Annotated in this window: 10 protein-coding genes; 4 read left to right on the top strand and 6 right to left on the bottom strand. The window is 72.9% G+C overall.

What is annotated here, in order from left to right; translation table 11 throughout:
- Positions 1-77: 77 nt before the first annotated feature.
- From purU to LZ495_RS19995, 6 genes are all read right to left on the bottom strand, one after another.
- The gene (gene purU / locus LZ495_RS20020) at positions 78-1,001 is read right to left on the bottom strand and encodes a formyltetrahydrofolate deformylase (RefSeq protein ID WP_235053796.1); all 924 of its coding nucleotides are present in this window, start codon (positions 999-1,001) and stop codon (positions 78-80) included.
- Positions 1,002-1,137: 136 nt separating this feature from the next.
- Positions 1,138-1,575, bottom strand: a complete 438-nt coding sequence (locus tag LZ495_RS20015) for an SCO4402 family protein (RefSeq protein WP_235053794.1) — start codon at positions 1,573-1,575, stop codon at positions 1,138-1,140.
- A 202-nt stretch (positions 1,576-1,777) separates the two neighbouring features.
- Entirely contained in the window at positions 1,778-2,593 is an 816-nt protein-coding gene (locus tag LZ495_RS20010; protein WP_235053792.1) for a hypothetical protein, read from the bottom strand.
- A 70-nt stretch (positions 2,594-2,663) separates the two neighbouring features.
- Positions 2,664-3,476 carry a hypothetical protein gene (locus LZ495_RS20005; protein ID WP_235053791.1) on the bottom strand — a complete coding sequence of 271 codons (813 nt, stop codon included), beginning with the start codon at positions 3,474-3,476 and terminating at the stop codon, positions 2,664-2,666.
- A 73-nt stretch (positions 3,477-3,549) separates the two neighbouring features.
- The gene (locus tag LZ495_RS20000; RefSeq protein ID WP_235053790.1) at positions 3,550-4,554 is read right to left on the bottom strand and encodes a sirohydrochlorin chelatase; all 1,005 of its coding nucleotides are present in this window, start codon (positions 4,552-4,554) and stop codon (positions 3,550-3,552) included.
- The gene (locus LZ495_RS19995) at positions 4,551-5,678 is read right to left on the bottom strand and encodes a uroporphyrinogen-III synthase (RefSeq protein ID WP_235053789.1); all 1,128 of its coding nucleotides are present in this window, start codon (positions 5,676-5,678) and stop codon (positions 4,551-4,553) included. Before LZ495_RS19995 ends, LZ495_RS20000 begins: the two co-directional genes overlap by 4 nt.
- Positions 5,679-5,869: 191 nt before the next feature.
- Here LZ495_RS19995 and LZ495_RS19990 point away from each other — a divergent pair, with 191 nt between their 5' ends.
- The 4 genes from LZ495_RS19990 (at position 5,870) to nirD (ending at position 12,268) form a co-directional block, all read left to right on the top strand.
- On the top strand, positions 5,870-8,032 hold the full coding sequence (locus tag LZ495_RS19990; protein ID WP_235053788.1) for a molybdopterin oxidoreductase family protein: 2,163 nt from the start codon (positions 5,870-5,872) through the stop codon (positions 8,030-8,032).
- A gap of 32 nt (positions 8,033-8,064) precedes the next feature.
- Positions 8,065-9,252: an NAD(P)/FAD-dependent oxidoreductase gene (locus LZ495_RS19985; RefSeq protein WP_372498612.1), complete on the top strand. Its 1,188-nt coding sequence runs from the start codon at positions 8,065-8,067 to the stop codon at positions 9,250-9,252.
- Positions 9,253-9,323: 71 nt separating this feature from the next.
- Positions 9,324-11,861: a nitrite reductase large subunit NirB gene (gene nirB / locus LZ495_RS19980; RefSeq protein ID WP_235053928.1), complete on the top strand. Its 2,538-nt coding sequence runs from the start codon at positions 9,324-9,326 to the stop codon at positions 11,859-11,861.
- Complete coding sequence (gene nirD, locus LZ495_RS19975; protein WP_372498608.1) at positions 11,858-12,268, top strand: nitrite reductase small subunit NirD; 411 nt, start codon at positions 11,858-11,860, stop codon at positions 12,266-12,268. The genes nirB and nirD overlap by 4 nt, the downstream gene beginning before the upstream one ends.
- Positions 12,269-12,445: the final 177 nt, after the last annotated feature.

Below are 12,445 nucleotides of genomic sequence, written 5' to 3'. Positions count from 1 at the left end.
ATTTGGGGTACCGCACCGGGGCTGGCCCCGGGGCGTGTGCGGCGTCCCCTGCCGGTGTGCTGCGGAGACCGGGTGGATCAGGTGAAGACGACCGTGCGGGTCCCGTTGCGGAGCACGCGGTGCTCGGAGTGCCACTTCACGGCCCGGGAGAGGGCCTGGCATTCGACGTCGCGGCCGACCGCGACGAGTTGTTCGGGGGTGACCGCGTGGTCGACGCGCTCGACTTCCTGCTCGATGATCGGGCCCTCGTCGAGGTCCGCGGTGACGTAGTGCGCGGTGGCGCCGATGAGCTTCACGCCGCGGGCGTGCGCCTGGTGGTAGGGCTTGGCGCCCTTGAAGCTCGGCAGGAAGGAGTGGTGGATGTTGATGGCCCGCCCCTCCAGTTCCTTGCACAGGTCGTTGGAGAGGACCTGCATGTAGCGGGCCAGGACGACCAGTTCGACGTCGAGGTCGCGGACCAGGTCCAGGAGCTTGGCCTCGGCCTCGGGCTTGGTCTCGCGGGTGACCGGGATGTGGTGGAAGGGCACGCCGTACGAGGCGGAGAGCTCTTCGAAGTCGCGGTGGTTGGAGACGACGGCGACGATGTCGACCGGCAGCGCCCCGATGCTGGCCCGGAAGAGCAGGTCGTTGAGGCAGTGGCCGAACTTGCTGACCATGACGATGACGCGCATGCGGGCGTCCGCGTCGTCCATGCGCCAGTCCATCTGGAAGGACGCGCCGACCGCGGTGAAGCCGGCCCGGAGGGCGTCGACGGTGACGTTCTCCTCGGCGGTGAAGTGCACGCGCATGAAGAACAGGCCGGTGTCGCGGTCGCCGAACTGCTGGCTGTCCACGATGTTGCAGCCGGTCATCATGAGGAAGCTGGCCACCGCGTGGACGATGCCGCGCTTGTCCGGGCAGGAGAGGGTCAGTACGTAGCCGCCGTCGGATCCGGCTCCGCCCGTACCGACCGTGCCGCCTTCGACCGTGCGCGGTACGGACTGCATGGGCTGGTCGGACATGCGGGTGCCTTCCTGTTCCGGGGGTGTTCCGGGGGCGTGCGGCCGGGTGCGGGACGCCGGGTAGTCCACCAGGATCCCACGTCCGGGCCGGTGCTCGGCGCGCGGCGGCCCCGGCACGGCCCGCGGGCGGTGCGGGTCAGCGTCCGCCGGTGCGGATGCGGAGGATCTCCAGGGTGTCCGGGCGGCGGGCCGCGTCGTCCTCGTCGGCGGCCGCGAGGCGTTCGTGCGCCGCGCGGGCCTTGGCCACGAGGTCGCCCCAGGCGGGGTGCCCGAGGTAGGCCGAGGCCGGGGCGTCCTCGCCGACGTCGTGCAGGACGGCGAGGACCGCGAGGACGGCCTGGTCGACCGCGTCGGCCTCCTCGGCGTCCACGAAGATCCGGCCGATGTAGGTGCCCGCCGACCAGCGGTCCAGCCAGGTGTCCCCGACGAGCCGGTAGACGGCGTCGGTGACGGTGCCGTAGTCGGGGTTCCCGGCGAGCCAGCACTCCTGCTGGAACGCGGGGTCGCCGAACATGTGCAGCGCGGAGCGGACCTGGGTCCGCCAGCGCCACCACGGGACGGTGTTCTGCCGCATGCGTGCCATGGTGGCGTTTCCCTGCCTCTCCGCGCCGCCGGTTCGCCGGATTGTCGTGGACACGTAATCAACCCCGGACACGAACCGGTCCGACTGGGACATCTCCAGGATCATGCCTCAGCGGCAGTGCCCCGCACCACACCGGTTGGCGGGCGGACCCGCGGGCGCACCCGCGGGCGCACGTGTGGCCGGTGCGCGGGGGTCACCGCAGCGCGAGGGTCGAGGTGCCCTTCTCGCGGTCCTCGACGCGCACGCTGGTGACGTTGTACTCCGTCGCGGTGGCGGTCCAGGCGAGGACGGCGGCCGCGATGCCGTCGGCCTGGGCGCGGGTCTGCCGGGCCGGTTCGGAGAAGTCGAACAGGTCGTAGGGCGGCAGTGTCGTGTTGATGGACACCTCGGCCTCGTCGACGATCTTGTCGATTTCCACCCGGGTGACGAGCGCGGCGTATTCGGTGGTCTTCAGGTGCGCGAGGACCCGGTCGTTGTAGGCGTTGCGTTTGGTGTCCTCGGCATCGCGCTTGCGGACGTGGCCCATGCCGGCGTCGCGGAGCTTCTCGCCGCGGCCGGTCATGTAGACCGCGATCAGTTCGATGCGGACTTCGGGATTGGCGTACGCCCAGTCCTCGGCCTCGGCGGCGAGCTTGTCGCGCCGCCCGCGGCTGTCGGAGGCGGCGGACGACATGTCGTCGCTGCGGAAGTACGGCAGGTCGGTGTCGACGTTGGCGAAGAGCTTGCCCTTCTCCTTGAAGATCTCGGCGCGGAGCGCGTGGCTGCCTTGCGAGGTGGTCTTGAGGAACGCGAGGAGCCGGTCGGCGTAGGCGGTGATCCTGGGGTCGGTCTGCACGTCGTCCTGGCCGGGCGGGCGGGCCGGGCCCGGGCCGCTGCCGGCGCCGGGGCTGCTCGCGCTGCCCTGGGACTTGTCGCCGTCGTTGCCGCCGTCGCAGCCGGCCAGGCCTGCGGCGAGTGCGGCGGCGGCGGCCAGGGCGGTGATGCTGCGCCGTATGCGGTCGGTCTTCATGATGGTCGTGCTCCCAGGTGCCGTCGTGCTGCTTGCGTCGTGCCGTGCGGCGGGCGTGCGGGCCCGCAACCTAGGAAGCACTCGACGCGGTCACGACGTTGACGTTGCCCTTCTCTTTGTCCTCGATGGTCACTGCGGCGATGTTGTACTCGGCGTCCTGCACGGTCCAGGCCAGGACGGCGGCGGCGATGGGTTCGGCGTCCTTGCGGGCCTGGCGGGCGCCGTCCGAGAAGCCTTCGGCGCTGGAGAAGGACGGCAGGGTGGTGGTCACGGTGAGGTGGGCCTCGGCGGCGACGAGGTCGAGTTCGACCGCGGTGACGGAGGCCGCGTAGGGCGTGGTCTTGAGGTGGGCGAGCACGCGTGCGGCGTAGGCCTGGCGTTTGGCCTCCTCGGGGCTGCGGTCGCGGACGTAGCCGACGCCGGCGTCGGTGAACGCCTCGCCGCGGCCGGCCTGGTAGACCATGACGAGTTCGAGGTCGACGTCCGGGTTGGCGTACGCCCAGTCCTCCGCCTCGGCGGCGAGCTTGTCGCGCTTGTCGCGGGCGTCGACCGCGGGGTCGGAGCTGTCCGTACCGGGGAAGTACGGCAGGTCGGTGTCGACGTTCGCAGCCAGGGTGCCGCGGTCCTTGATGATCTCGACGCGGAGCGCGTGGGCGCCTTGCGACGTGGTCTTGAGGAAGGCGAGGAGCCGGTCCGCGTAGGCGGTGAGCTTGGGATCGGTCTGCACCGCGCCCGCGCCGGCCGACGCACCGCCGCCGCCGGTCAGACCGCCGAGGCCGCCTTCGCCGTCGTCCTTGCCGCCGCTGCAGCCGGCCAGGACCGCGGTGAGTGCGGCGGCGGCCGCGAGGGCGGCGGTGCTTCGGCGTACGCCGGTGCTCTTCATCGGGACGTCCCCCTGGTCCGTGGCGGCTGAGCCGCGACGGTAGCGGACGTGCCCGGCCCGGTCCGATGGGGCGTCAGTTCCTGTGGGCCTCTTGGCGCAGTTCGTGGGCTTCCTGGGCGTCCTCGGCTGCCGAGGCCTCCTGGGCGAGGGCCTCGTCGTAGCGGGCGAGGGCGAGGCGGGCGAGCGCGGGGTGGGCGCCGAGCGGGTCGGCGGTGGCGGCGGCTCCGGAGCCGGCGGCCTTGCGGGCGAAGTAGCCGGGGCTCATGAGGTAGCCGGAGACGGCGACGTTGCGGACGCCGTCCGCGTGCAGGGCCGCGACGGCTTCGGCCGGGGTCGGTGCGCCGGCGCACAAGTAGGAGGGGACGACGGGCCGGCCGGTCAGGGCGCCGAGGAGGGCGGCCATGCGGGCGGCGTCGGCGTTGGCGCCGGGGTCGGTGGATCCGGCGGCGGCCAGCACGATGGCCTCGCAGCCGGCGAGGCGCTCGGTCCACAGGCTGTCCCCGGGCTCGTCCACAGCCTGTGGATGATCTTGTGCATCGCGCGCTTCGGCCGCGGTGCCGGCCCAGGCGGCGGCAAGCCGTTCGCCGAGGACCTCGGCGAGCAGCGGGTCCGGGCCCAGGACCCCGGCGATGCGGGCCTGGACGTGCGGGGCGGCGGCCAGGGCCGCGGGTATGTCCTCGCGTACGTGGTAGCCGGCGCCGAGCAGCAGCGGGACCAGGACGACCGGTCCGGCCATGCGGGCGAGGGTATCGGCCAGCAGGGGTTCGGCGACGTCCACGTACGCCAGTTCCACGGCCAGTCCGGGCCGGAGGGCGCGGATCTCGTCGACGAGAGCGGCGGTCGCGGCCAGGCCGGCCGCGTCCCGGGTGCCGTGGGCCACCGCCAGGAGCGGGACCCGGGGGCCGGAGGCAGCGGACAGCCGGGACGGGTCGGACAGGTCGTGCCGGTCGGGCTCGTCGTGCCGGGCGTACCGGTCGGGCTCGTCGTGCCGGACGTACCGGTCGGGCTCGTCGTGCCGGGCGTGCGGTGCCGCAAGTGGCGCGGGCGGCAGGGCCGCCGCAGGTGGTACGTGGCTCACGGGTCGACCGCCAAGCGGTAGCCGCGTTTGGTGACGGTGCGGACCAGGCCGGAGTGCGGGCCGAGTGCGGTGCGCAGGCGGGCGACCGCGGCCTCGACGGCGTGTTCGTCGGCGCGGGCGCCGGTCCACACCTTCTTGAGGAGTTCGGCACGGCTGAGCACCCAGCCGGGTTTCTCCGCGAGGGCGCGCAGGACGGCGCCGGGGACCGGGGGCAGCCAGATGGTGCGGCCGTCCACCAGGACCGCGTTGCCCTGCAGTATGAGCCGGTCCTTGCCGGTGTCGAGTTCGCGGCGGGCCCGCAACGGCAGCTCCTCGGTGATGGTGCGGACCAGCGAGCCGAGCCGGCCGCGTTCGGGCCACACCGTCTCGATGCCGTGGTCGGACAGCGGCCGGGCGCAGACCGGGCCGATGCAGACGGGCAGGACGTCGCCGCGCAGGGCGTCGAGGAGTTCGGTGCGGCGGCCGAGTTCGTCGGCGCATTCGAGGAAGGCCTCGATGGCGGGCGAGCTGGTGAAGGTGAGCGCGTGGATCTCGCGGCGCACGGTGGATTCCACGAGCTTGCGCACCGCGGCGGGGTCCTCGGGCGGGCCCCACCGGTAGACGGGGACGACGATGACGTCGGCGCCGCGTTCGCGCAGGGCGGCGGCGAAGCCTTCCAGGGGTGCGCCGTGTTCCTGGAGGGCGATCCGACGGCCCCTCAGGTCGCGGGCGAGGAGCCAGTGGAGGAGTTCGTTGCTGGCCTCCGAGCCGGGCGAGTAGACCTCGCGGAGGCCGGCCGCGCGGACGGCGCCGGTGGCTTTGGGGCCGCGGCTGACGACGACGGCGTCGCGGCAGGCGGCGACGAGGTCGGCGCCGTGCCCCCAGCCTTCGGCGGCGCTCATCCAGCCCCGCCAGCCGACTCCGGTCGTGGCGACGACGTAGTCGAGCCGGCCGGCGAGGCAGGCTTCGGTGGCCCGGCGCAGGACGCCGTCGTCGCCGAGCGGCACAATGCGCATGGTGGGGGCCTCGACCACTTTGGCGCCGCGCCGCTGCAGCAGCGCCACCAGTTCGTCGCGGCGGCGCGCGGCGGTCACACCGATCGTGAATCCGACCAGCGGCTCTGCCAAGTCCGTGGTTGTACCCATGCCGTGAGGCTGTCGGACGTGTGTTTCCGCCCTGTTGCGCGGCGGTCACGCCGCGGTTAGGGGTGGCCCCACCAGGGACTCTGTGAATGTCGGCAGGTTCACGATCTTCCGCGGGCGGTGTGAGGCAGCCGTACCTCCGCCGCAACACACGTGACCCTGAGGCGTAACGGTGTGCGGACACGCTCACTGGCATGAAACACATTGCCATGGCAGCCGAGCCGACTGCCGCCACCGAGACGCACTGCCCGTACTGCGCGCTGCAGTGCGGGATGGCGCTGCGGGTGGCGGACGGTGCGGGGGCCGGGGCGGATGTGGAGGTCGTGGAGCGTGCGTCGTTCCCGGTGAACCGCGGGGCGCTGTGCGGCAAGGGCCGTACCGCTGCCGAGGTGCTCCGGACCGGGGTGCGGCTCGGTTCTCCGCTGGTGCGCAGCGACGGGATCCTGCGTGCGGCGGGTTGGGACGAGGCCCTCGACCGGATCGTGTCCGGTTTCCGGGACGTGCAGGGGAAGCACGGGCGGGATGCCGTCGGGGTTTTCGGCGGCGGCGGTCTGACCAACGAGAAGGCGTATGCGCTGGGCAAGTTCGCCCGGGTGGTGCTGCGCACCTCGAACATCGACTACAACGGCCGTTTCTGCATGTCGTCGGCGGCGGCTGCGCACCGCAAGGCGTTCGGGGTCGACCGGGGGCTGCCGTTTCCGCTGGCGGATATCCCGAAGACGGGCTGCGCGATCGTGGTGGGCAGCAATCTGGCGGACACGATGCCGCCGGCGCTGCGCTATCTGACCGAGTTGAAGGAGAACGGCGGTTCGCTGGTCGTGGTCGATCCGCGGCGGACGCGGACCGCGGCGGAGGCGACGCTGCACCTGCAGCCGGTGCCGGGCACCGATCTGGCGCTGGCGCTGGGCATGCTGCACCTGGCGATCGCGGACGGCCATGTGGACGAGGCGTTCGTGGCGGAGCGGACCAGCGGGTTCGCGGCGGCGCGGGCGTCGGCGATGGCGCACTGGCCGGAGCGGGTGGAGCGGATCACCGGGGTGCCGGTGCCGCTGATGCGCCGCGCGGTGGAGATGTTCGCCGAGGCGGCGTCCGGGATGGTGCTGACCGCGCGCGGGCCGGAGCAGCAGAGCAAGGGAACCGACACGGTCGGTGCGTGGATCAACTTGTGCCTGGCGACCGGCAAGGCCGGGCGGCCGTACTCGGGGTACGGCTGCCTGACCGGGCAGGGCAACGGGCAGGGCGGCCGGGAGCACGGCCAGAAGGCCGACCAGCTGCCCGGTTACCGGTCGATCACCGACGCCGCGGACCGGGCGCACATCGCGTCGGTGTGGGGTGTGGACGAGGCGTCGCTGCCGGGTCCGGGGCGCAGTGCGTACGAGCTGCTCGACGCGCTGGGCTCGGACGTGAAGGCGCTGCTGGTGATGGGGTCGAACCCGGTGGTGTCGGCGCCGCGCGCGGCGCATGTGACGGACCGTCTGAAGTCGCTGGATTTCCTGGTGGTCAGCGATGTGGTGCTGTCCGAGACGGCGGAGCTGGCCGATGTGGTGCTGCCGAGTGCGCAGTGGGCGGAGGAGTCGGGCACCACGACGAACCTGGAGGGCCGGGTGATCCTGCGGCAGGCCGCGGTCACGCCGCCGCCGGGGGTGCGTACCGACTTGTTCGCGCTGCACCACCTGGCGGCGCGGATGGGTGTGTCCTATGGCTTCCCGACCGACCCGGAGACGGTGTTCGACGAGCTGCGGGCGGCGACGTCGGGGGCGCAGGCGGACTACGCGGGCATCACCTATGACCGGATCCGCCGTGAGCAGGGCGTGTTCTGGCCCTGCCCGGACGAGGCGCACCCGGGGACGCCGCGGTTGTTCCTGGACCGGTTCGGGACGCCGGACGGCCGGGCGCGCTTCGCGGATGTGGCGCACCGGCCGGCGGCCGAGGAGCCGGATGCGGAGTATCCGCTGTATCTGACCACCGGGCGGGTGCTGGCGCAGTACCAGTCGGGGGCGCAGACGCGGCGGGTGGCGGAGCTGAACGCGGCCGAGCCGGGTCCGTTCGTGGAGGTGCATCCGCATCTGGCGGACCGGCTGGGGGTGGCCGAGGGCGAGTTGCTCGAGGTGACCAGCCGGCGGGGCCGGGCGGTGGCGCCGGTGCGGGTGTCGGGGGCGATCCGGCCGGACACGGTGTTCATGCCGTTCCACTGGGGCGGTGCGGGGCGGGCGAATTCGCTGACGAATCCGGCGCTGGACCCGACGTCGAAGATGCCGGAGTTCAAGGTGTGCGCGGTCCGTGTCGAGCGGGCCGATGGTCCGGTGCAGGTTCCGGCGGCGGAGCCGGTGGCGGCCGATGTGAGGAGCGCGCTGTGAGCGGTCGTCAGATTGTCGTGGTCGGGGCGGGCATGGCCGCCGCCCGGCTGACCGCGCAGCTTCTCGCCCGGGATCCGGATGCGGCGGTCACGTTGTTCGGCGACGAGCCGCATGTGCCGTACAACCGGGCGCTGCTGGCGGATGTGCTGACCGGCCGCTATGCGGCCGACGCGATCGGGCTGCCGGCGGCGTCGGCGCAGGTGCGGACGGGTTCCGAGGTGGTCGCGGTGGACACTGCGGCGCGGACTCTGGAGTTGGCGGACGGGTCGATCGCGGCGTACGACACGCTGGTGTTCGCGACGGGTTCGAACCCGGTGCTGCCGCCGATCCGCAATCTGCACTGCACGTCGAACACGGGCGAGGGCGGCCGGCTGAAGCAGGGTGTGCACGCGTTCCGCACGCTGGCGGACTGCGCGCGGCTGGCCGAGGCGGTGCCGGGGGCGCGGCGTGCGGTGGTGGTCGGCGGCGGGATCCTCGGCGTCAGTGCCGCGCGGGCCTTGGCGGCGCTCGGGCTGCCGGTGGAAATCGTGCACCAGGCGCCCTATCTGATGGAACGTCACCTGGATGAGCAGGGCGGTGCGGCGCTGCACCGCGCGCTGGCCGATCTCGGGGTGGCGGTGTATCCGGAGAACCGGGCGAAGTCGCTGGTCGGCACGGACCGCACCGAGGGTGTCGAACTCGCGAACGGGTACCGGCTGGACGCGGACCTGGTGGTGCTGGCGTGCGGGGTGCGGCCGAGGGTCGGCCTGGCGCGCGCGGCCGGTCTGGAGGTGCGGACCGGGATCGTGGTGGACGACACGCTCGCCACCAGTGCTCCGGACGTGTACGCGATCGGCGACTGCACGGAGCACCGCGGCCGGGTGCACGGGCTGGCCGGTCCGGCCTGGGAGCAGGCGGACGTGCTGGCCGCGCATCTGTGCGGGGCGCCCGCGGAGTACCCGGGTTCGCGGGTGTTCGCGCGGCTGACCGCCGGACCGGTGGAGATCGCCGCGTTCGGCGATGTGGCGCCCGTCGACGGCGACGGGCACGACGTGATCCGGCTCGCGGACCCCACCCGCGGGACCTACAAGAAGCTCGTGCTGCGCGGCGACCGGCTCGTCGGCGGCATCCTCGTCGGCGATCTGGCGACCGTCGGCGCACTCACCCACGCCTATGAACGGGACGAAGTGGTCCCGGAGGACCCCCTGCACCTGCTCATTTCGCGAGGAGCCCCCCAGTGATCAAGTCTTCTTCCCCGAGTCCGGAACCGGTGGCGGACGGCCGCAAGCGCCTGGTGCTGGTCGGTCACGGCATGGTCGGGCAGCGTTTCCTGGAGGCGCTGGTCGAGCGCGGTGCCGCCGACTGGCAGGTGACGGTGCTGTGCGAGGAGCCGCGGGCGGCGTACGACCGCGTGCACCTGACGTCGTACTTCTCCGGTACTTCGGCCGACGAACTGTCCATGGTGCCCGCCGGGTTCCTCGACGAGCACGGCATCGACCTGCGGCTGGGCGACCCCGCGGCGGCGATCGACCGGGCGGCGCGGACCGTGACCGGCCGCAGCGGCGAGGTGTTCGGCTACGACGCGCTGGTGCTGGCGACCGGCTCGTACCCGTTCGTGCCGCCGGTTCCCGGGCACGACGCGGACGGCTGCTTCGTGTACCGGACGATCGAGGACCTGGAGGCCATCGAGGAGTGGGCCAAGGGCGCCCGCACCGGTGCGGTGGTCGGCGGCGGCCTGCTCGGCCTGGAGGCCGCGGGTGCGCTGAAGGCGATGGGACTGGACACGCACGTCGTGGAGTTCGCGCCGCGGCTGATGGCGATCCAGGTGGACGAGGGCGGCGGCGCGGCGCTGCGCCGGAAGATCGAGGAGCTGGGCGTCACCGTGCACGCGGGCGCCGGCACCCAGGAGATCGGGGTCGGTGCGGACGGCCGCGCGGCCACGATGGCGCTGTCGAACGGCGAGACGCTGGACGTCGACCTGGTGATCTTCTCGGCGGGTGTGCGGCCGCGCGACCAACTGGCCCGGGAGAGCGGGCTGGACGTCGGCGAGCGCGGCGGTATCGCGGTCGACGAGAACTGCCGCACGTCCGACCCGAGCATCTGGGCGATCGGCGAGTGCGCGCTGGCATCCGACGGCCGGGTGTACGGCCTGGTCGCGCCGGGCTACCAGATGGCCGAGACGGTGGCGCACGAACTGACCGGCGGCTCGGGCTCGTTCACCGGTGCGGACACGTCCACCAAGCTGAAGCTGCTGGGTGTGGACGTGGCCAGCTTCGGCGACGCGCACGGCACGTCCGAGGGCTGCCTGGAGGTCGTGTACTCCAACAGCCGCGAGGGCGTCTACAAGAAGCTCGTGGTGACCGCGGAGGGCGTGCTGCTCGGCGGCGTGCTGGTCGGCGACGCCGGTTCGTACGACCTGCTGCGCCCGCTGTGCCTGTCCGGTGCGGTGCTGCCCGCCCCGCCGGAGCAGCTGGTGCTGCCCGAGTCGGCGGGTGCGCCGATCGCGATCGGCGCGTCGGCGCTGCCCGACGACGCGCTGGTGTGCTCGTGCCACAACGTGACCAAGGGCAAGATCCGGGCCGCGGTCAACGACGAGGGCTGCGCGGACGTCCCGGCGGTCAAGAAGTGCACGCGGGCCGGCACCGGCTGCGGTTCGTGCGTGAAGATGCTGACCACCATCGTGCAGGACGAACTCGCCGCGAACGGCGTCGAGGTGGCCAAGGGCCTGTGCGAGCACTTCGAGCACACCCGGGCCGAGCTGTTCGAGATCGTGCAGGTGCGCGGCATCACCAGCTTCCGGCGGCTGATCGAGGAGCACGGCACCGGCAGCGGCTGCGACATCTGCAAGCCGGCCGTCGCGTCGATCCTGGCCTCGCTGGCGAACGGGCACATCCTGGACGGCGAGCAGGCCTCGCTGCAGGACACCAACGACCACTTCCTGGCGAACCTGCAGCGGAACGGCTCGTATTCGGTGGTGCCGCGGATCCCGGGCGGCGAGATCACCCCGGAAGGCCTGATCGTCATCGGGGAGATCGCCCGCGACTTCGGGCTCTACACGAAGATCACCGGCGGTCAGCGGATCGACATGTTCGGCGCTTCGGTGGACCAGTTGCCGCTGATCTGGAAGCGCCTGGTGGACGCCGGGTTCGAGTCGGGGCACGCGTACGGCAAGGCGCTGCGCACCGTGAAGTCGTGTGTCGGCGAGACCTGGTGCCGGTACGGGGTGCAGGACTCGGTGGGCATGGCCATCGAGCTGGAGCTGCGCTACCGCGGCCTGCGGTCGCCGCACAAGCTGAAGTCGGCGGTGTCCGGCTGCGCCCGCGAGTGCGCCGAGGCGCAGAGCAAGGACTTCGGGGTGATCGCCACCTCGACCGGCTGGAACCTGTACGTGGGCGGCAACGGCGGCATGACGCCGCGGCACGCCGACCTGCTGGCCGCCGACCTGGACCGGGAGACGCTGCTCCGCACGATCGACCGGTTCCTGATGTTCTACATCCGCACCGCGGACCGCCTGGAGCGCACCGCGCCGTGGGTGGAGCGCATGGAGGGCGGCCTGGACCACCTGCGCGCGGTGATCATGGACGACTCGCTCGGCATCTGCGACGACCTCGACGAGCTGATGCAGCGCCACGTCGAGACGTACGAGGACGAGTGGCGCGCCACCATCGAGGACCCGGAGCGCCTGCGGCGCTTCGTGTCGTTCGTCAACGCGCCCGGGACCCCGGACCCGACCGTCACGTTCGTGCCCGAACGCGACCAGATCCGCCCGGCCAAGCCGGGCGAAGAGGGGCTGCCCCTCGCCACCGCCGGCCTCATCGCCGGCCCGACCCTGGAGGTCAGGACCTCGTGACTGCGTACGACACCGCCTATGACCCGGCGTACGGCGCCGCGGACGGCATCGGCGGCACCGTGGTGGAAATCGCCTCGGCGGACGGCTGGACGCCGGTGTGCCGCCTGGACGACCTGATCCCGGGGCGCGGTGTGGCGGCCCTCGTGGACGGCGCCCAGGTGGCGGTCTTCCGGGGCCTCGGCGACGAGGTGTACGCGGTCGGCAACCTGGACCCGTTCAGCGGCGCGTACGTGATCTCGCGCGGCATCGTCGGATCGCGCGGCGGCGTCCCGATGGTGATGTCGCCGATGTACAAGGAGGCGTTCGACCTGCGCACCGGGCTGTGCCTGGACGCGGACGACGAGGCGGTCGCGCTGCCGGTGTACCAGGTCCGGGTGCAGACCGCGGTGGCCGCCGAAGTGGGCTGAGGAGACGAGCGGTCCGGTCGCGGTCCGGCCACCGACCGGCCGGACCGGGACGTCCCGGGGGGGCGTGCGCACCGACGATGCTGCGGACGCCCCGCCGGGCCGGCGTGCGCGGATGCAGGTGCGCGGGCCGGCCCGACCGCGGGGGCGGGCGCGGCGCGGGGGTCCGCGTCCGCTCCC

Source organism: Yinghuangia soli, assembly GCF_021502675.1.
GTDB lineage: Bacteria > Actinomycetota > Actinomycetes > Streptomycetales > Streptomycetaceae > Yinghuangia > Yinghuangia soli.
This window is presented reverse-complemented; position numbering and strand designations above follow the sequence as displayed.

Excerpts from the sequence above, each read along its gene's own strand:
- purU (WP_235053796.1), bottom strand. The coding sequence starts at position 1,001 with ATGTCCGACCAGCCCATGCAGTCCGTACCGCGCACGGTCGAAGGCGGC.
- LZ495_RS20015 (WP_235053794.1), bottom strand. The coding sequence starts at position 1,575 with ATGCGGCAGAACACCGTCCCGTGGTGGCGCTGGCGGACCCAGGTCCGC.
- LZ495_RS20010 (WP_235053792.1), bottom strand. The coding sequence starts at position 2,593 with ATGAAGACCGACCGCATACGGCGCAGCATCACCGCCCTGGCCGCCGCC.
- LZ495_RS20005 (WP_235053791.1), bottom strand. The coding sequence starts at position 3,476 with ATGAAGAGCACCGGCGTACGCCGAAGCACCGCCGCCCTCGCGGCCGCC.
- LZ495_RS19995 (WP_235053789.1), bottom strand. The coding sequence starts at position 5,678 with ATGGGTACAACCACGGACTTGGCAGAGCCGCTGGTCGGATTCACGATC.
- LZ495_RS19990 (WP_235053788.1), top strand. The coding sequence starts at position 5,870 with ATGAAACACATTGCCATGGCAGCCGAGCCGACTGCCGCCACCGAGACG.
- LZ495_RS19985 (WP_372498612.1), top strand. The coding sequence starts at position 8,065 with ATGGCCGCCGCCCGGCTGACCGCGCAGCTTCTCGCCCGGGATCCGGAT.
- nirB (WP_235053928.1), top strand. The coding sequence starts at position 9,324 with ATGGTCGGGCAGCGTTTCCTGGAGGCGCTGGTCGAGCGCGGTGCCGCC.